The organism is Pseudomonas sp. FW300-N2A2 (assembly GCF_017351735.1).
GTDB classification, from domain to species: domain Bacteria; phylum Pseudomonadota; class Gammaproteobacteria; order Pseudomonadales; family Pseudomonadaceae; genus Aquipseudomonas; species Aquipseudomonas migulae.
Genome location: NZ_JACNDU010000030.1, coordinates 1 through 18,541, shown reverse-complemented (window position 1 = coordinate 18,541; position 18,541 = coordinate 1). Strand labels below are relative to the sequence as shown.

The following is an 18,541-nucleotide window of genomic DNA, read 5'->3' as shown; positions in this document are numbered from 1 at the left end:
CCCATGAACGGAATTGAAATGCTGTGGGACAACCTGGACGTGTTCGCGGCCGGGCTGCAGAACACACTCATACTCTTTGGCGTGTCGTCTGCCTGCTCATTTATGTTGGCCTGCGTTATCGCTTTCCTGCTGGAAGGACAGGACAACCTGTTTCGACGGCTTGTTCGCGGGGCGCTGGACCTGATGCGAATGCTGCCCTTCCTGATCTTCCTGTACCTCCTTTACTACGGGCTTCCCAACCTGGGTATCAGCCTGGATGTATGGTCGGCGGGTTTCATTGCCCTGATTACGTATCACGGTGCCTATTTCGCCGAGATCCTGCGGGCGGCGAGAACCGCGCTGCCCGCAGGCCAGGCGGAAGCGGCCTATGCCCATGGCTTCGTCAACTCAAACATGTACTGGAGGATTCTCCTCCCGCAAATGGTGATGCGTTCCGGGCCGCTCTTTGGCAACCAATTGGTCTGCCTGCTGAAGGACACCGCCTTCCTGTCGATCATCACATTGATGGATCTGACGGCTGCGGCCTCTGCTGTACAAGCCAAATATTTTGTTCCGCTGCCGCCCTTCATATTCGTGATCGCACTGTATTGGTCCATCACCCTGTTGGTTGAGGCATTACTTCGTCGCCTGGGTCGCCGAGCGCAGAAAAGAGGATTGGTCCATGAATAAGTCCGCCCCGGTCGTTGAAATCCGCGACCTGCATAAACACTTCGCCGGCATTGAGGTGCTTCGCGGCATCAACCTCAAGGTCGAGCGAGGACAGACTGTCAGCATTCTGGGCTCTTCCGGCTCAGGCAAATCCACCATGTTGCGTTGCATCAACTGGCTGGAAGTGCCTGATACCGGTGAAATCTACATCGGCGGTGATCGCATGGGCGTTAAAAGTGGCGGCGGCAAAGCCATGTCCAATCGCGAACTGGCGGCGATGCGTGCAAGAACCGCCATGGTATTCCAGAGCTTCAATCTCTGGCCCCATCTGACCGTGCTTCAGAATGTCACCGAGGCGCCCATTCACGTCATGGGTGTCAGTCGCAAAGAGGCCAATGATCAGGCGGTTGCGCTGCTGGAGAAAGTGGGCCTGTCGCACAAGCACGATGCTTATCCCTGGTCGCTTTCAGGAGGCCAACGACAGCGGGTTGCCATTGCGCGAGCCTTGGCGATGAACCCGCAAGTCATCTTGTTCGATGAGCCAACGTCTGCGCTCGATCCAGAACTGGTCGGGGAAGTCCTGGCGGTGATGCGCTCACTGGCCGAGGACGGTTTCACGATGGTCATCGTGACGCATGAAATGGAGTTTGCCCGCGCCGTCTCCAACGAGGTCGTGTTCATTGAAAAAGGACAGATCATTGAAAGAGCCGCACCGGAAAAATTCTTTACCAACTCAGACAGTGAACGCGTTCGCCAGTTTTTAGGGCGCTACAGAACGACCACGGCATGACTGCCCCTGGAAATCGCCAAAACGCGCACGCCTTTTCTCCAGCGTTACAAGGAACCGCTATGTATTTCGCTAACCCACGCGCCTCTCGCAGCACCTACCCAAAACACCTTCAGGACATCATGAGTGTCGACGCGGCCCATGAGTCACGAGACTGGCTATCGAGTTGGGAACACCTGAACCAAACGGCGACACCGCTGTGGGAGCTTCCGGGCATGGCTGAAGAACTCGGCGTGGCCGGGCTCTGGGTCAAGGACGAATCGACACGTTCACCCCTGGGCAGCTTCAAGGCACTCGGCGCACCGATCGCGCTGATCAGGCTGATTCTGCGGCTGATGCCCCATGAATCCTTTGATCCCAAAGGGCTCATCACCGGTCAATATCGGCAGCGCCTGCATGATTTCACGGTCATCAGTGCCACTGACGGCAATCACGGGCGAGCCCTGGCGGCTGCGGCTCAAAGCGTCGGCTGCCAATGCGTCATCGTTTTGCATGCCAACGTGAGTACGGAGCGCGAGGCGGCCATTGCCGCGTATGGCGCCCGCATCATCCGGGTTGAAGGTAACTACGACGAGTCGGTGGAACATACCGCCGCCGTGGCAGAACAAAACGGTTGGCCGGTGGTGTCGGACACCTCGTATGAGGGTTATGAGATCGTCCCTCGCGATGTGATGCAAGGCTACGGCACCATCGCCGCCGAGTTGATCGAGCAAACCACGGGCAAGGCCCAGGCGACCTGCCCTTTCACCCACGTGTTCCTGCAAGGGGGGGTGGGAGGAATGGCAGCGGGCATCAGCAGTTACCTCTGGGAAATTTACCAGGAACAGCGTCCCGTCTTCGTCATGGTCGAACCCCGGCAAGCGGATTGCCTGTACCAAAGTGCGGTTCAGGGCCTGCCCGCCAAAGCAACAGGCTCGGTGGACTCGGTCATGGCGGGCCTGGCCTGCGGCGAAACCTCTCCCCTCGCCTGGCGATTCCTCGAACCGTGCGTAGATTTCTTTATGACCATCAGCGACGACGACGCCGTGTCTGCCATGCAGCAGCTGGCTCACGGCAGTCCAACCGACATTCCCGTGGTGGCCGGTGAGTCGGCGGTGGCCGGTCTGGCAGCGCTTCAAATCCTTCTACGCGATCCGGCAACAGCCAGAACAGTCGGCATCGACCGAGACTCCCGAGTGCTCATCATCAGTACCGAAGGTGCGACGGCCCCGTCGGTCTACGAGCGTCTGGTGGGTGAATCCGCGGAAGCGGTCACTGCCCGTCAGCACCAATGGCAGCTACAAAAAAATGTGTGATCAACAGAACGCAGGAGCCCATGCAGTGATCGACGACCACGAGTTTCACGCGCAGCTGGTCAGCTGGCGTCACCACCTCCATCAACACCCTGAGGTCGGTTTCGAAGAAATCCACACGTCCGACTACGTGGCTGATGCGCTCACGTCGATGGGCCTTGAGGTGCATCGGGGCATTGGCGGCACAGGCCTGGTCGCCAGTTTGAAGGTTGGAGACAGTCCGGCGGTGGTGGGGCTTCGAGCCGACATGGATGCACTGCACATTCACGAAGATGCTCCGGGGCGGCATCACGCCTCGGTAACCGCAGGGAAAATGCATGCCTGCGGTCATGACGGCCACATGTCCATGATCCTCGGCGCCGCCAGGCTACTGACCACAACTCGCGATTTCAACGGGACGGTACGCTTCATTTTCCAGCCCGCCGAAGAACACGGCTGTGGCGCCAAAGCGATGATTGCTGATGGCCTGTTTGATCGCTTCCCGGTGGATGCGATCTACGGCGCTCACAACATGCCGGGATTGCCCGTCGGCACAATCGCGACGCGCTCTGGAGGGATCATGGCCAGCGAGGACAACTTCGTTATCCGGATCAAAGGCCAAGGCACGCACGCGGCACGACCGCACATGGGGGTTGACCCGATCGTCATCGCTTCCGAGGTGGTGCTGGCCCTGCAAACGGTGATTTCCCGCAACCTCGACCCGAGCGTTCCGGCCGTGATTTCCTGCACAGAGTTCATCACCGATGGCATCCGCAATGCGATTCCAACCCACGTCGTCATCAAGGGCGACACGCGCAGCTACGCGCCCGAGGTCCAGGCCATGCTGGAAAAGCGCATGCGAGAAATCTGCGAAGGCATTTGCAGGCTCCACGGCGCATCGTGCGAGTTCGAATACACCCATGAATTCGCACCCACCGTGAACTGGGAAAAGTGCACCCCCATCGCAGTTGCGGCGGCGACCCGAATTGTTGGCCCGGACCGGGTGAATGCGGACATCCAGCCGATGATGATTTCAGAGGATTTCGGCGCGTTCCTGCAGGTCGTACCCGGCAATTTCGTGTTTATCGGCAACGGCGACACAGCGGATGAAGGGGGGACTCCGCTTCACAACGCCAGGTATGACTTCAACGACAATGTGCTGGCCACGGGGGCGCACTATTTCGCCGAAGTTGCCCGTACAGCACTCGCTGCGGGATAACCCGCCACAGAGCAGCACGACAACGTGCTGCTTTTTCTGTCGGGTGGCTACGCGCTTCGACTGCCCTTGAACGCTTCACGCCGCGCCTGCCTCTCTGCGCGGTACGCCGCGCTCTGCTCACTGATCAACTCTTCGCGGCGCAACAGCTCACCGCAATGTGCGCACAGCGGTCCTAACCCGGCGGGCTCGCCACAGGTTTTGTGGGTGTACACCACCGCCAACCCTTCTTCCGGCGACTTGCACCAGGTTTCCCCCCAGGCGCGCAGTGCCAACACCACCGAGTAGAAGGCCTGCCCTTTCGCGGTGAGGTGGTACTCGTAGCGCGGTGGCCGTTCGTTGTAGAGGCGGCGTTCTACCAGGCCATCGGCTTCCAGGTTTTTCAGGCGTGTAGCGACCATTTGCGGGGTGCCGCCGGTCTGCGCCTGGATCTCGTCATATCGATGACTTCCCATGAACAACTCACGCAGGACCAGCACGGTCCAGCGGTCGCCCACGACTGTTTCGGCCCGCGCAATCGGGCATAGAGTGTCGGGAGCAGCAATGTTGGTCGACATACGGGCTTGCCTCTTTCGCTGTAACTATGATTATCATATCAACAAGATGCCCAGGCAAGTCCCCGGCACCGATCACTCAACTTTTGTGGAGAACATCGTCATGTCGAACGCCCTTTATCCGCTCAACAGGACCGCCTATCTGCTGGTCGATCCCTACAACGATTTCCTCTCGGAAGACGGCAAGGTCTTTCCCCTGATCAAGCCGATCGCCGAGCAAGTCGGCCTGCTCGACAACCTGCGCACGCTCGACCGCACGGTTCGCGCCCTCGACATTCCGGTCGTCATCGTACCGCACCATCGCTGGGAACACGGTGACTACGAAGGCTGGGACCATCCAACGCCGACCCAGTGCAAGATCATGCACATGCACCACTTTGCTCGCGGGGAATGGGGCGGCGAATGGCATCCGGATTTTGCGCCGAAGGACGGTGACATCGTCGTGCAGGAGCATTGGGGTTCGAGCGGTTTCGCCAACACCGACCTGGATTTTCGCCTCAAGCAAAAAGGCGTCACCCACGTGATCATCGTCGGTCTGCTGGCCAACACCTGCATCGAAGCGACCGCCCGTTATGCATCGGAAATGGGTTACCACGTCACCCTGGTGCGCGATGCGACCGCCGCCTTCCGCCCGGAAATGATGCACGCCGCCCACGAGTTGAACGGCCCCACGTTTGCCCATTCGATTGTGACCACGGACGAACTCGTCGCCGCCCTCGAAGGGCAGGAATAACCGATGATGACACTGACAGGAAACCTGATCATCGGGACCCACGATGTCGCGGCCACCGAAGGAACGATGAAAGCGCTCAACCCCGCGACCAACACGCTGATCGAACCGGATTTTGCCCTCGGCGGCGTCGCGCAAGTCCACCAGGCAGCAACGCTCGCGGACGAAGCGTTCGACAGTTACAGCCATACGTCGCTCGCACGGCGCGCGGCGTTTCTCGAGAGCATTGCCGACAATCTCGAGGCCACCCGCAAGGAGCTGGCGGCACGGGCCGCGCTCGAAACAGGTCTGCCAGAAGCTCAGCTTGAGGGCGAAGCGAGCAGAGCCGCCGTCCAGTTCCGTCAGTTCGCGGAGGTCGTGCGCAAAGGCCGCTTCCTGCAACTGGCCATCGATCCGGCACAACCTGATCGTCAGCCGCGCCCGCGCATGGACCATCGCCTGCAGAAAATGGCCATCGGCCCGGTGGCCATTTTCGGCGCGAGCAACTTTCCGATTGCCTATTCCGTGGCCGGTGGCGACACCGCTTCGGCATTGGCCGCCGGCGCGACCGTCATCCTCAAAGCGCACAACGCCCATCCGGGGGCTTCGGAAATCCAGGCGCGGGCCATCCAAAAGGCCGTGCAGGAGCACGGGTTGCACGAGGGGGTCTTCTCGATGGTACGCGGCAGCGGCAACACCATCGGCGAAGCGCTGGTCGATCATCCTTTGATTAAAGCCGTGACGTTTACCGGTTCGGAACAAGGCGGCATGGCGCTGTATCGGCGTGCGCAACTGCGGCCCGATCCCATCCCGGTGTTTACCGAAATGACCAGCATCAACCCCACATTCATCCTGCCCGCAGCCCTGGCCGAGCGCGGCGCGCAGATCGGCGATGGCTTTATCGAGCGCATGCTGGTCAATGTCGGGCAAGCCTGCCTCAGACCCGCGCTGCTGATCGCGATCAAAGGCGCTGGGCTCGAAGCGCTGCGCGCCGCCATGGTGCAGCGCGTCAGTGAGGCTGCAGCCCGCACGATGCTGACGCCGGGGATCCATGCGTCTTACCTGAACGGTCTCACCGCGATGGAAAACGCCGGTGCGCAGCGCATCGCCGAAGGCACGGCCGCCAGCGCCGACGTTGACGGCCAATCGGCATTGCTGGAGGTCACCGGCCAACGTTTCCTCGAGGAAGCCGCCCTGTCGCAGGAAGTCTTCGGACCATCGGCGCTGCTGGTGACCGTCGAGGACGAGGCAGAACTGCTCGCCATTGCCCGCTCGCTCAAAGGCCAACTCAGCGCCGCCCTGCACCTCGAAACAACTGACTTGCCACTGGCCCGGCGCCTGTTGCCGGTGCTGGAGCGCAGAACCGGACGCATCGTCGTCAACGCCTTCGCCCATCCGCAGGAGGTGACGCACGCCACTGTTCACGGCGGTCCGTTTCCGGCGACCTCGGACAGTCGCTTCACCTCGGTGGGCATGACGTCGATCGAACGCTTCCTGCGGCCGGTGGCTTACCAGGGTTTTCCGGACGCGCTGTTGCCTGAGGTATTGCGTGATTTCAACCCGTTGGGGCTGCCTCGCCTCGTCGACGGGCAATAGTTGTCAGCCAGACCGGAGATCAAGGATCAACCTGAGCCATGAGTTCAGGGATGGTTTCCTTGCGATTGGCATAGCGCTGCGCCAACACGGCGCAGACCATCAGTTGAATCTGGTGGAACAGCATCAACGGCAGGATCAACACACCCATGGTGCTGCCGGCGAACAGGACCTGGGCCATCGGCACGCCGGTGGCCAGGCTCTTCTTCGAACCACAGAACAGGATGGTGATGCGGTCTTCCTGATTGAAGCCGAACGCCTTGCCCAGCACGGTGGACGCCAGCAAGACCAACGCCAGCAAAATACAGCAAGCAACCACCAGTCCGGCCAGTTCCCAGAGCGGTATCTGATGCCAGATCCCTTCGATCACCGCCTCGCTGAACGCGCCGTAAACCACCAGCAGGATCGAGCCCTGGTCGACGAATTTCAGCCAGCTCTTGTTGCGCGCAACCCAGGCGCCGATCCAGCGTCGGGCGATCTGTCCGGCAATGAACGGCAGCAGCAGTTGCACGCTGATCTTCAGAATTGCATCGAGCGTCGAGCCGCCTTCGCCGTGCACATTCAGCAGTAAGGTCACCAGCAACGGCGTGAGGAAAATCCCGAACAGGCTGGAGGCCGCCGCACTGCAAATCGCCGCCGGAATATTCCCGCGCGCCAGGGACGTGAACGCAATCGCTGACTGCACCGTTGCGGGCAGCGCGCAGAGGTAGAGCATGCCCATGTACAGGTCGGCACCGATCATCGGCGACAGCAAGGGTTTGAGCGCCAGCCCAAGCAAGGGGAACAGGACAAACGTCAGGCTGAACACCAGCAAATGCAGGCGCCAGTGGCCAGCCCCGGCGATGATCGATTCACGCGACAGTTTGGCGCCGTGCAGGAAAAACAGCAGGGCAATGGCGATGTTGGTCAGCCAGCCAAAACCGACCGCGACCTGACCACTGGCGGGCAGCAGGCTGGCGAGAATCACCACGCCGATCAGGGTCAGGGTGAAGTTGTCGGGTAAAAAGCGGGGGCGGGTCATCGGTATTATCCGGTGGTGGCGAGGGGCGTGGGTCGACTCTAACGCGCCTGCCGATTACCGACTAACGCTAACAAGCCAGTAGATATCGCCTAACGGACATAACGTTGATGCGAATGTATTCATCAGCAAAAACAACGGGGGGCGGCAACTTCATGCGGACGCGGTACTCGACCATGACACAAATCAACTGTAGGAGCCGGCTTGCCGGCGATAGCGGTGGGTCAGTCCACATATTTATCGCCTGAAAGGACGCTATCGCCGGCAAGCCGGCTCCTACAGGGGAACAAGTACACCCGAAGAAGCCGGTTGGCTGTTAGTCAATCATCCTCATGCAACTTGATACCCCTGGCGTGCAGCAGATGCGGCACCACCAGCACCAGTAACGTCAACGCCAGAAACGCGGCGGAAATCGGCTGTGTCAGAAACACCGTCCAGTCGCCCTCGCTGATCGACAACGCGTTACGCAGCTGTTTCTCCGCCATCGGCCCCAGCAGCATGCCCACGATCACCGGCGCGACGGGGAAGTCGAACCGCCGCATCAACACCCCGCCCCACCCGATCGCCAGCATCAGCAACAGGTCGAAAGATGAGTGACGCATGCCATACACGCCGATGGTGGCGAACACCAGAATCCCGGCATTCAGATAAGGCCGGGGGATTTGCAGGAGTTTGACCCACAGCCCCACCAACGGCAGGTTCAGCACCAGCAGGATGACGTTGCCGATGTACAGCGAGGCCACCAGGGTCCAGACCAGTGCACCCGAGGTTTCAAACAGCAGCGGCCCCGGTTGCAGGTTGTAGTTCTGGAACGCCGCCAACAGGATGGCTGCCGTGGCGGAAGTCGGGATACCAAGCGTCAGCAACGGCACCAACGAACCTGTGGCGCTTGCGTTGTTCGCCGCTTCAGGGCCGGCGACGCCCTCGATGGCGCCCTCGCCTTTGTTGGCGGCAAATTCTTTCGGATACTTGCTGAGTTTGCGCTCGGTCGAATAGGACAGGAACGTCGGGATCTCCGCACCACCGGCCGGAATCGAACCGAAGGGAAAACCGATCAGTGTCCCTCGCAGCCAGGCCGGAACCGAGCGCTTCCAGTCGGCGCGCGTCATCCACAACGAGGACATGCGGTGTCGGCCGGAAGCCTCTTCTTTCTGATACAGCAGGCTGTACAACGCCTCGCCCACCGCAAACAGCCCGACCGCCACCAGCACAACTTCGATGCCATCCACCAGCTCCGGGACGCCCAAGGTGTAACGAGCGATACCCGAGGTCGAGTCCAGCCCGATCAAACCGATGGTCAAGCCAATCCCCAGGGATGCAAAGCCGCGCAACATCGACGCCCCGAGCACCGCAGACACCGTCGTGAACGACAGCACCAGAATCGCGAAATACTCCGCAGGCCCGAACTTCAGTGCCAGTTTCGCCACAATGGGCGCGAACAAGGTCAGCAGAACCGTGGCGACAGTGCCTGCCACAAAGGACCCGATGGCCGCCGTGGCCAAGGCCGGCCCCGCTCGACCATTGCGGGCCATGAGGTTGCCTTCCAGGGCCGTGACCATGGAAGACGATTCCCCTGGGGTATTGAGCAAAATGGAAGTCGTGGAACCACCGAACTGAGCGCCGTAGTAGATACCGGCGAACATGATCAGCGCGCCGGTGGGATCGACCTTCGCGGTAATGGGCAGCAACAGCGCCACAGTCAGCGCCGGCCCGATGCCCGGCAAGACGCCGATGGCGGTGCCGAGCAGGCAACCAATGAACCCCCACATCAGATTGATCGGCGTCAGGGCCGAGGAAAACCCCATTGCCAGGCTTGCGAGAATATCCACCCTGTTGATCTCCTGCGGCCTGAATCAGATCCAGGCGTTGACAAGCGGCGGAAGGGAAACCCCCAGCCCGGCATTGAACAGCCAATAAATCGGGAGCGTCAGGGCAATGCCGATGGCGAGATCGCGCAGCGGATGACGACTGCCGAAACCCCTCGCCGAACAGGCAAACAACAACGCGGCCGACAGGACAAAGCCAATGAGATTGATAAGCACGGCAACGCCTAGCAGCCCCCCCGTCACCCAGGCCACCCCCGCTTTGCCGCCAGGCACCACTTTGGCGGATTCGTCATCGTGATCGGCCAGTTCGCGAAAACCGCCGGTGACGGCTTGAAAGCACAGAACCACCCCCACGCCCGCGAGGAATACCGCCACGGCGTAGGGATAGACGTACGCCCCCAGGATGACGAACCCCATCTCCTCGGGAAACAGAAAGGCGCCGTAGCCCAGCATGGCGCTAATGGCGAGCACACCGACGCCAATCGCCAGTTGCACCGGCACGATTGCACGCGATTGACTCATGGCTTGACCAGCCCCACTTCCACCAGCATTGCCCGCAGCCGCACGTGCTCCGCATCGACGAATTTGCCGAACTCGTCACCGGTGAGGATGTTGGGCGACCATTTGTTGGTTTCGATGTTGTCTTTCCAGACTTTGCTGTTGGCGGCCGCCACCACGGCGTCGGTGACTTCCTTGCGTTGCTCGGGCGTGAGGCCCGCGGCACCGTAAACACCACGCCAGTTGCCGATGATCACGTCATACCCGCTTTCTTTAAGCGTCGGGGCGTCGATGCCTGCAACGCGCTCCGGTGCGCCGATGGCGAGTACACGGAACTGATCGCTCCTGATGTACTGGCCAAGTTCGGCATAACCGCCGGTGATGACTTTGATCTGCCCGCCCAACGCCTGGGCAACCACTTCACCTCCGCCGGCGAAAGCGACGTAATTGACCTTGTTGACCGGGACGCCCATTTTCGCGGCCAGTTCAGCAATACCGATGTGATCGATCGAGCCCTTGGAACCCCCGCCCCAGGCAATGCTGGTCGGTTTTTCCTTGAAGGCTTTCAGCAAGTCGTCCAGGGTTTTGAATTCGGATTCCTTGCGCACCGCAATTACGTTGTACTCAGTGAACAACCGGGCAATCGGCGTCACATCCTTCAAGGTAATCTGCGGGTTGTTCTGCTCAATGCCAGCGACCATGATCGCGCCCATCACAAGCAGCGCATCCGGATCGCCCTTGGTGCTGTTGGCAAACTGCGCCAGCCCCAGCGTGCCACCTGCGCCGCCCTTGTTTTCAAAGGTGACGGATTTGGCCGCGTTGGCTTCAATCAAGGCTTTGCCCAGCACGCGAGCGGTCTGGTCATAACCGCCCCCCACCGAACCTGGGGCCATGAACTTGACGGTTTCCAGCGCAAAGGCAGGCGTTGTGAGCACAGCGGCAGTGACGACAACCGCGAGGCAAAGGGTGGATCGACGTAACGATGCGAACATGCGTTTTCTCCCGGGACTTTTGTTTTTATGGGGCGCCGGCTGAACGTCGGTCCGGGCATAAATCCGGATCGTTGAACAGCCATCTCGGGATAAGCGTAGGCCATGGTTTGAATGGCGGCATACAACAGTGAATCAGTTCATTTCAGGAAGACGCCTGAATGAACGCGCGGGGCGTTGCACGGACTCAAAGTGGTGGCCGTCGCGGTGGGAGTAGTTGCAGGGTTGCGCGATGGCTTTGAGCGTCGTTGACGGGGATTGACCCGCTGACACTGCCCCTTCCCTGACTCGCGCAGTCAAGGAAGGGGCAATCAACCTCAAGTATTGGTTTTCAACTTGGTCCACAGACGCGTGCTCAACCGCGCAATCGCCGCCGGCAGTTCATCGACGGTAAACAGCTTGTCCAGCACGCTCTTCGGCGGGTAGATCGCCAGGTCCTGCTTCACGGCCGGGGTCACATATTGATCCGCGGCGAGGTTGGGGTTGGCGTAGTGGATGCTGTTGCTGATGTTGGCAATGACTTGCGGTGTCAGCAGGTAGTTCATGTAGGCGTAGCCGTTTTTCTCGTGCGGCGCGCTTTTGGGCATGACCACCATGTCGAACCACAGGGTCGAGCCTTCATCAGGAATCGAGTAAGCGATGTCGATGCCGTTGTTCGCTTCCTTGGCGCTGGCGGCCGCCTGAACGATGTCGCCGTTGAAGCCGATCACCGCGCAGACATTGCCGTTCGCCAGGTCACTGATGTACTTGGACGCATGGAAGTACTGCACGTACGGCCTGATTTTCAGCAGCGCCTGCTCGGCTTTCTTGTAGTCCGCCGGCTCGTGGCTATGGGGCGGCAGGCCCAGGTAATTGAGGGTGATCGGCAGGATTTGCGTCGGGTTATCGATGATCGCCACGCCGCACTGGCTGAGTTTCTTGATGTTTTCTTCTTCAAAAAACAGCTTCCAGGAATGGGTGACATCGGTGTTGCCGAAGATCGCCTTGATCTTCTCGACGTTGTAACCGATCCCCGCCGTGCCCCACATGTATGGGTAGCCGTACTGGTTGCCCGGGTCGTTCACTTCGAGTTTTTTCATCAGCGCCGGGTCCAGGTTTTTCCAGTTCGGCAGTTGGCTCCGGTCGAGTTTCTGAATGGCCCCGGCCTTGATCAGGCGCGACAGGAAATGGTTCGACGGGCTGACCACGTCGTAGCCGGTGTTGCCGGTCATCAGCTTGGATTCCAGCACTTCGTTGCTGTCGTGGATGTCGTAAGTCGCCTTGATCCCGGTTGCCTGGGTGAAGCTGGTCAGGGTGTCGTCGGCGATGTAGCCGTTCCAGTTGGAAATATTGACGACTTCGTCGGCGTACGTGGCGGCCGACAACGTGGTCAGTACAACCATCAGGGGAATTGTGTTCGCGCGCATGTTCAATCACCTTATTGATGAGCTTTTGTTGTTTTTTGATCGCCGGGGTTTCTAGATTTCTGTTCTGGCCCTGACCGCCTCCACGCGCATGCGAAGCATGGCACCGATATCGAGCAAGGGCTTTGGCGGCAGCCAGCCCGGTTGCGCCCTGCGCATGACCGATTCGAGGATCGGCGAGCTGGTGCCCGAGGCCATTTCGGCGAGCAATCGCCCCCACAGCGTGCCGCGCGCGACACCCGAACCATTGCAGCCAGCCACCGCATACACGCCCTCTTCGACCTTGCCGAAAAAGGGTTGCCCGGTGCGCGAGGCGCTCAAATGTCCGGTCCAGGTGTACTGGATGTCCTGCTCGCCCAAAAACGGAAAACGCCGTTGCAAGCCGAGCACATGGTGTTTGCGCCGATGCAACAGTTCACTGTCGGTCAGGTCACGAGAGCGGTACTCCGCAGTGTTGCGGATCATCACGCGACGGTCCGGGGTCAGGCGCACCGTGGCGCCGAGCGGCCGGGTGGAGAGCACGCCCCACGGTTCGACGGCACCGATGGACTGGAACTCTTCATCGCTGAGCGGACGGGTAAGGCTGGCGCTGAGTTCCATCGGGAAGGTTCCGCTGTCCTCTATGCCCGACCGGGGAATGAACGCATTCAGGCACACCATGACTTGCGTCGCCTCGATGCTGCCAGCGATGCCATTGGCGCGAATTCGCCCTTTGCCCAGACGCTCCAGGCCGGTGATGTCGGTGTTCTCGAACACGGTCACGCTGTCCGGCAGTGCATCCAGCAAGCCCTTCACGTATTTCGCCGGTTGCAGCAGCGCGTTGCCCTGACCGCACCAGATCGCGGCCTGGTAGTGCCGGGTGCCGAGTTTTTCGCTCAGTTGCTCACCTTGCAGAAACTCAGCAGAGGCACCGACGGCGCGTAGCGTGGCCAGTTTTCCCTCGACATCGGTCAACTTGCCTGGGTCGCTGACCGCGAAGAAGTAACCGCAATCCCTGAAGTCGCATTCGATACCGTGACGGGCGATGCGTTGGCGCACTTCATCGCTGGCAGCCCGTGAAATCGCGGTGTCCACTTCATAACCGGCAAACCCGTGGTTGCCGATCAACTCGTCCCTGGTCGGATGTTCGTGGCCTACGACGAAGCCTGAGTTGCGCGCCGAAGCGCCCTGCGCCGCACGCTGCCGGTCGACGATCACGATCCGCGCCTGAGGGTGCAATTGCGCGAGCGAGTGCGCGGCACTCAGCCCGGTGATACCGGCACCGATAATCAGCCAGTCGGCTTTTACCGTGCCTTTGAGAGGACCGCGAGCGGCTGAACTTCCCGCCTGCGCAATCCAGCCACATTCATTGGTCATGCCTCACCTCATTGACTGTCATTCTGCGAGCGCATGCTGTAATCGCATGGACGTTTCCGGAAACGCTCGCCAGAGCTAGAATCTATAAGGCCTGTAGTGATACAACCAACGTTATAAAATCATCGAGCCATTCATAAAACGCATGGATAAAATTCGCCACGTTCCTTCGCTCCAGGCCTTGCAGGCGCTGGTGGAAGTCTCCGACTCGGGCAGCTTCACCCAAGCGGCCGCCAGGCTGTGCCTGACCCAAAGTGCGGTGAGCCGAAAGATTCAGCTGCTGGAAAGCCACTTTGGCGTGCCGATGTTTGCGCGGAACAGCCGCCATGTGCGACTGACGCCGGAAGGCGAACAGGTGTTGGCAACCGCACGAAATATCCTGGCGCAACTGAAAACCCTGGAGGACCGCCTCTCGCCACAGGAACGCCCCTTCCGCATCCGCATGCATGTGTCGCTGGCGGTTCGTTGGTTGCTGCCGAAGTTGAGCGAGTTTTATCGAAGTCATCCGCAGGTTTCGCTGTCGATCGAGACCGTGGCGACAGAAGTGGTGGAGCCGGCCATCGACAGTGATGCGTACATTCTCTATCTGCCCGAGCCGTCTGCTGATCCGGATAGCCTGACCTTGTTCAAGGAAGCGTTGGTGCCGGTGTGCGCGCCCGGGCTGGGCACCTCGACGCGGCCATTGGCAGCGGTGGAAGACCTGGTGAGTTTCCCGCTGTTGCATCGCTCGGCGGACCGCAATGATTGGGCTCAGTGGTTGTCGGCCAATGGCGGTAAATCGCTGGATGATTACCGGCACATCCCCTTCAACCTCGATGAACTGGCGCTGGACGCGGCGGCGAGAGGATTGGGTGTGGCGATGACGGATATGACGCTGGCAGGCGAGTCGATAGAGCGAGGGGTACTGGTTATCCCGTTTGGCCGGCCGTTGGCAACACGCGGTATTTACGCGTTGAATCTGCAACCTTCAGCCGTTGCTCATCCGGCTTGCGCGATGGTCCTGCAATGGTTTGCGCAGCAGGCTGAAAGGGAAGCGCTTGAGCCTTAGGTGCATCCCACCGGCCCCATCGCCGGCAAGCCGGCTCCTACAAGGATTCGGTACAAACACCACGTACTTGTAGGAGCCGGCTTGCCGGCGATGACGGTCGCAAGATCACCGCAAAACCCGACAGCCGTGCATTACAAACTTGTCATCGAGTTGTCAGCGTAGCCAGCACCCTCGCTTCCTAAAGTGGCGTCGTCAGTCACCCACACCGGGTGACGCCTCCCACTGATGATGACAAGGGTCGATACCATGAAACCATTGAACAAACTCTGCCTGATCGCCGCCAGCCTGCTGATGCTCGGCACCGGCTCCGCCATGGCCGGCGACATCGCGCCGGTCAAGGCCGACAACGTCGTGCTGGTACACGGCTCATGGGCTGATGGCTCAAGTTGGGCGGACGTGATTTCGCGGTTACAGGCCGCCGGATTGCACGTCACCGCCGTTCAAAACCCGTTGACCTCGGTCGCCGATGACGTCGCCGCCACCCAGCGTGTACTCAACCAACAGGACGGCCCGACGGTGTTGGTCGGCCACTCCTACGCCGGCACCGTGGTCAGTGAAGCCGGGGTCAATCCAAAGGTCAGCTCGCTGGTCTACGTCGCGGCCCGCGCCCCGGACGCCGGGGAAGATTTCGTCGCCCTGTCAGCCAAATACCCGACCATGCCCGTGCGAGCCGGCACCGAAGAACACGACGGTTTCGTCAGCCTGAAACAGGATGCCTTCCTCAAATATTTCGCCAGCGACGTGCCCCACGACAAGGCGATGCAACTGTTCGCCGTGCAGCAGCCGATTGCCAAAACCCTATTCACTGATCGCACCACCGCAGCCGCCTGGCACAGCAAACCGTCGTGGTACGCGGTCTCCAGCCTCGACCAGACCATCAACCCGGACCTCGAACGCTTCCTCGCCAAACGCATGGGCGCGACCACCATCGAGCTGCCGTCGAGCCATTTGTCGCTGGTTTCCCATTCCAAAGAAATCGCCGACCTGATCCTCGAAGCCTCCGGCCGCCAGCCATAACGCCAGGCCCGGTTTCATTACAACTTTGTCATTGAACTGTTGGTCGGCTGTCCGGATCGCCTGGTTAACCTGAACTCACTGTCAGGCCATTCCCGGCAGCCAACCTGAATAGAGAGACACCTCATGAAAATGTTAATCCTCGGTTTCGCCGCCCTCCTCGCCACCGGCTCGGCGTTTGCCGATACGCAGACCACTGCGCCGGTGATCCACGACAAGACCGGTTTCTTCGTGCACATGGACGTCGCCAAAGTCCTCGCCAGTACCGACATCTCGCAGCAATGCGGCGTGATCCCGGCGCGACTCGACTACCTCGACCACCAGGGTCGCGAGCACGTCCTCGATTACCAGGTCAACGGCACGGGCTGCACCAACGATCATTGATCCGGCTACACTGGCGCCAATTGGCTGAGGCACAAACCCCATGAATATCCTGGTAGTCGAAGACGAACCCAAGGCAGGCAATTACCTGCTCAACGGCCTGCAGGAGCTCGGTTACTCCGTCAGCCTGGCGCGGGACGGCATCGATGGCCTGCACCTGGCTCTGGAGCACGATTTCGATGTCATCGTGCTGGACGTGATGATGCCGAAAATGGATGGCTGGGAGGTTCTGCGCCGCTTGCGCAAGGAAGCCGACACGCCGGTGTTGTTTCTCACCGCGCGGGATGACATCGCCGACCGCATCAAGGGCCTGGAACTGGGCGCCGACGATTACCTGATCAAGCCTTTTTCCTTCGCCGAACTGGTGGCGCGCCTGCGCACCCTGACCCGCCGCGGCCCCACCCGCGAAGAAGAACAACTGCAGGTGGACGACCTGCAGATCGACGTGCTCAAGCGCCGCATCACCCGCGCAGGCGTGAAGATCACCCTGACCAACAAGGAATTCGCCCTGCTGCATTTGTTTGCCACGCATCAAGGCCAGGTCTTGTCGCGCTCGATGATCGCGTCACGGGTCTGGGACATGAATTTCGACAGTGACACCAACGTCGTCGACGTCGCCGTGCGTCGCTTGCGCCTGAAAATCGATGACCCGTTCCAGCTCAAGCTGATCCACAGCGTGCGCGGTATCGGCTACCGCTTCGACACCCAGGCATGAGTCGCCTTCGCCATTCCCTGACACTGCGCCTGGCGCTGGTGTTTGCCCTGCTCGCGTTTGTCTCGCTGACCCTGTTGGGCGTGGCGCTGTACCGCGACCTGGAGCGCGAGCTGATCCGCCGCGACGACGCGGCCCTGGTGAACCGCATCGATCAACTGCGCACCTTCCTCAACGACAGCAATACGCTGGAGCTGATCAAGACCAAACCGGCGCTGTTCCAGAACATGCTGGGCAATCGCGAAGCCCTGCTGACCATTGGCGCCGCCGGACAAAAACCGCTGCTGGTGGTCAATCCCGGCAACCTCGCCTTGCCATCGCTGGCACCGGTGTCGATGGACCATCCGTTGAGCCTGGCCGATGTGCAGCACTATCCCGGCGTGGACGGCGTCCCTTTCGCGGCCGTCGCGGCGACCATCGAATCCGACGATATGGGCAGCTTGCAGGTGGTCACCGGACGCCTGATGACCGAGCGCACCGCCGTGCTCGCCCGTTACCGCCTCAACGTGTACCTCTTCGCCAGCGTGGCGGCGATTCTGCTGGCGCTGTCCGGCTATCTGCTGGTGCATCGCGGCCTGCTGCCCGTGCGACGCCTGGCCCGGCATGCCCACGGCATTGGTGTCGGCAACCTCACCGAGCGCCTCGATGGCCAGGGCGCGCCACGGGAGCTGCTGCCGATGATCGACGCGCTCAATGCAATGCTCGACCGTTTGGGCAAGGGTTTCGTGCAACTGGGTCAGGTCTCGACCGACATGGCCCATGAATTGCGCACGCCGATCAACAACCTGCTCGGCGAAACCCAGGTTGCGTTGCAGCAGAACCGCAGCGTCGAGGCCTATCAGCAACTGCTCGCCTCCAACGTCGAAGAGCTTGAGCGTCTGGCGCGGATGCTCGACAACATGCTGTTTCTGGCGCGTACCGACCCGGCCAGTGCCCTGAGCCAACGCCAGGAGCTGGATGCCGCTGACGAAATGGAACGTATGGCCGACTATTTTGAAGGGCTGGCGGCGGATGTCGGGATCAGCATCGATGCCCAGGGCAGCGGCGTGATCTGGGCTGAGCCGATGCTGCTGCGCCGTGCGTTGGCCAACCTGTGCGCCAATGCCATCAAATATGGCGCGGCGCATTCTGAGCTGGTCATTCGCGCCATACCTTCGGCTGAGGGGATCCGGGTGGTCGTGCGTAACGTTGGCCAGACCATCCCTGCCGAGCACCTGCCCCGGCTGTTTGAACGCTTTTACCGGGTTGACGAATCCCGCGAGCGTTCGGCTCATTCCAATGGCTTGGGGCTGTCGATCGTGGCGACGATCATGCAGTTGCATAACGGGGCTTACAGTGTGAGCAGCAGTGAGGGGGTGACGTGTTTTGAGTTGTTTTTTCCGGGGCGGCGGGTGGGTGAGTGAGGCTGGCTTGGTGTTTTAGCATTTAGTGTGTATATCCGTTTTCTGCGGTAACGCCGGCTATTGGTTTCGCCCTTACGGCGAGTCACTTTGGAAAAGCCCCAAAGTAACCAAAAGGCTC

18 protein-coding genes are annotated in these 18,541 nt (G+C 60.6%); 11 read left to right on the top strand and 7 right to left on the bottom strand.

Annotation, left to right across the window (positions count from 1 at the left end; translation table 11 throughout):
• The first annotated feature begins 3 nt into the window (after positions 1-3).
• From J4E42_RS24905 to J4E42_RS24890, 4 genes are read left to right on the top strand one after another with little or no spacing between them, the layout of a single operon-like run.
• Positions 4-669, top strand: a complete 666-nt coding sequence (locus tag J4E42_RS24905) for an amino acid ABC transporter permease (RefSeq protein WP_207286396.1) — start codon at positions 4-6, stop codon at positions 667-669.
• Positions 662-1,438 carry an amino acid ABC transporter ATP-binding protein gene (locus tag J4E42_RS24900; protein ID WP_008032422.1) on the top strand — a complete coding sequence of 259 codons (777 nt, stop codon included), beginning with the start codon at positions 662-664 and terminating at the stop codon, positions 1,436-1,438. The genes J4E42_RS24905 and J4E42_RS24900 overlap by 8 nt, the downstream gene beginning before the upstream one ends.
• A 59-nt stretch (positions 1,439-1,497) precedes the next feature.
• A complete protein-coding gene (locus tag J4E42_RS24895) occupies positions 1,498-2,730 on the top strand; it encodes a diaminopropionate ammonia-lyase (protein ID WP_207286395.1) in 1,233 nt (410 codons plus the stop codon).
• A 25-nt stretch (positions 2,731-2,755) separates the two neighbouring features.
• Positions 2,756-3,925 (top strand): M20 aminoacylase family protein, encoded by a 1,170-nt coding sequence (locus J4E42_RS24890; protein WP_207286394.1) that lies wholly within the window; start codon positions 2,756-2,758, stop codon positions 3,923-3,925.
• 47 nt (positions 3,926-3,972) lie between these two features.
• On the opposite strand, the gene J4E42_RS24885 is transcribed toward J4E42_RS24890, so the two are convergent.
• Positions 3,973-4,479: a helix-turn-helix domain-containing protein gene (locus J4E42_RS24885; protein WP_008042728.1), complete on the bottom strand. Its 507-nt coding sequence runs from the start codon at positions 4,477-4,479 to the stop codon at positions 3,973-3,975.
• 100 nt (positions 4,480-4,579) lie between these two features.
• Here J4E42_RS24885 and J4E42_RS24880 point away from each other — a divergent pair, with 100 nt between their 5' ends.
• Positions 4,580-5,209 carry an isochorismatase family cysteine hydrolase gene (locus J4E42_RS24880; protein ID WP_207286393.1) on the top strand — a complete coding sequence of 210 codons (630 nt, stop codon included), beginning with the start codon at positions 4,580-4,582 and terminating at the stop codon, positions 5,207-5,209.
• A 6-nt stretch (positions 5,210-5,215) separates the two neighbouring features.
• Positions 5,216-6,781 carry an aldehyde dehydrogenase (NADP(+)) gene (locus J4E42_RS24875; protein ID WP_207286424.1) on the top strand — a complete coding sequence of 522 codons (1,566 nt, stop codon included), beginning with the start codon at positions 5,216-5,218 and terminating at the stop codon, positions 6,779-6,781.
• A gap of 19 nt (positions 6,782-6,800) precedes the next feature.
• Here J4E42_RS24875 and J4E42_RS24870 read toward each other — a convergent pair whose 3' ends face one another.
• The 6 genes from J4E42_RS24870 to J4E42_RS24845 form a co-directional block, all read right to left on the bottom strand.
• Positions 6,801-7,799, bottom strand: coding sequence for a bile acid:sodium symporter family protein (locus J4E42_RS24870; protein ID WP_008032437.1), 999 nt, complete (start codon positions 7,797-7,799; stop codon positions 6,801-6,803).
• A gap of 317 nt (positions 7,800-8,116) precedes the next feature.
• Positions 8,117-9,625 (bottom strand): tripartite tricarboxylate transporter permease, encoded by a 1,509-nt coding sequence (locus J4E42_RS24865; protein WP_008032438.1) that lies wholly within the window; start codon positions 9,623-9,625, stop codon positions 8,117-8,119.
• A 24-nt stretch (positions 9,626-9,649) separates the two neighbouring features.
• Complete coding sequence (locus J4E42_RS24860; protein WP_008032439.1) at positions 9,650-10,144, bottom strand: tripartite tricarboxylate transporter TctB family protein; 495 nt, start codon at positions 10,142-10,144, stop codon at positions 9,650-9,652.
• Positions 10,141-11,112 (bottom strand): tripartite tricarboxylate transporter substrate binding protein, encoded by a 972-nt coding sequence (locus J4E42_RS24855; RefSeq protein ID WP_207286392.1) that lies wholly within the window; start codon positions 11,110-11,112, stop codon positions 10,141-10,143. Before J4E42_RS24855 ends, J4E42_RS24860 begins: the two co-directional genes overlap by 4 nt.
• A 314-nt stretch (positions 11,113-11,426) precedes the next feature.
• Positions 11,427-12,515, bottom strand: coding sequence for a polyamine ABC transporter substrate-binding protein (locus tag J4E42_RS24850; RefSeq protein WP_207286391.1), 1,089 nt, complete (start codon positions 12,513-12,515; stop codon positions 11,427-11,429).
• Positions 12,516-12,566: 51 nt separating this feature from the next.
• On the bottom strand, positions 12,567-13,868 hold the full coding sequence (locus J4E42_RS24845) for an FAD-binding oxidoreductase (protein WP_207286390.1): 1,302 nt from the start codon (positions 13,866-13,868) through the stop codon (positions 12,567-12,569).
• 142 nt (positions 13,869-14,010) lie between these two features.
• Here J4E42_RS24845 and J4E42_RS24840 point away from each other — a divergent pair, with 142 nt between their 5' ends.
• The 5 genes from J4E42_RS24840 to J4E42_RS24820 all read left to right on the top strand — a co-directional run bounded on the left by J4E42_RS24840 (position 14,011) and on the right by J4E42_RS24820 (position 18,423).
• Positions 14,011-14,913 (top strand): LysR family transcriptional regulator, encoded by a 903-nt coding sequence (locus J4E42_RS24840; RefSeq protein ID WP_207286389.1) that lies wholly within the window; start codon positions 14,011-14,013, stop codon positions 14,911-14,913.
• Between the two features lie 246 nt (positions 14,914-15,159).
• Complete coding sequence (locus J4E42_RS24835; protein ID WP_008043703.1) at positions 15,160-15,930, top strand: alpha/beta hydrolase; 771 nt, start codon at positions 15,160-15,162, stop codon at positions 15,928-15,930.
• 123 nt (positions 15,931-16,053) lie between these two features.
• Positions 16,054-16,311 carry a DUF2790 domain-containing protein gene (locus tag J4E42_RS24830; RefSeq protein WP_008032450.1) on the top strand — a complete coding sequence of 86 codons (258 nt, stop codon included), beginning with the start codon at positions 16,054-16,056 and terminating at the stop codon, positions 16,309-16,311.
• 40 nt (positions 16,312-16,351) lie between these two features.
• On the top strand, positions 16,352-17,023 hold the full coding sequence (locus J4E42_RS24825; RefSeq protein ID WP_008043704.1) for a heavy metal response regulator transcription factor: 672 nt from the start codon (positions 16,352-16,354) through the stop codon (positions 17,021-17,023).
• Positions 17,020-18,423, top strand: a complete 1,404-nt coding sequence (locus tag J4E42_RS24820) for a heavy metal sensor histidine kinase (RefSeq protein WP_207286388.1) — start codon at positions 17,020-17,022, stop codon at positions 18,421-18,423. Before J4E42_RS24825 ends, J4E42_RS24820 begins: the two co-directional genes overlap by 4 nt.
• The last annotated feature ends 118 nt before the right edge of the window (positions 18,424-18,541 follow it).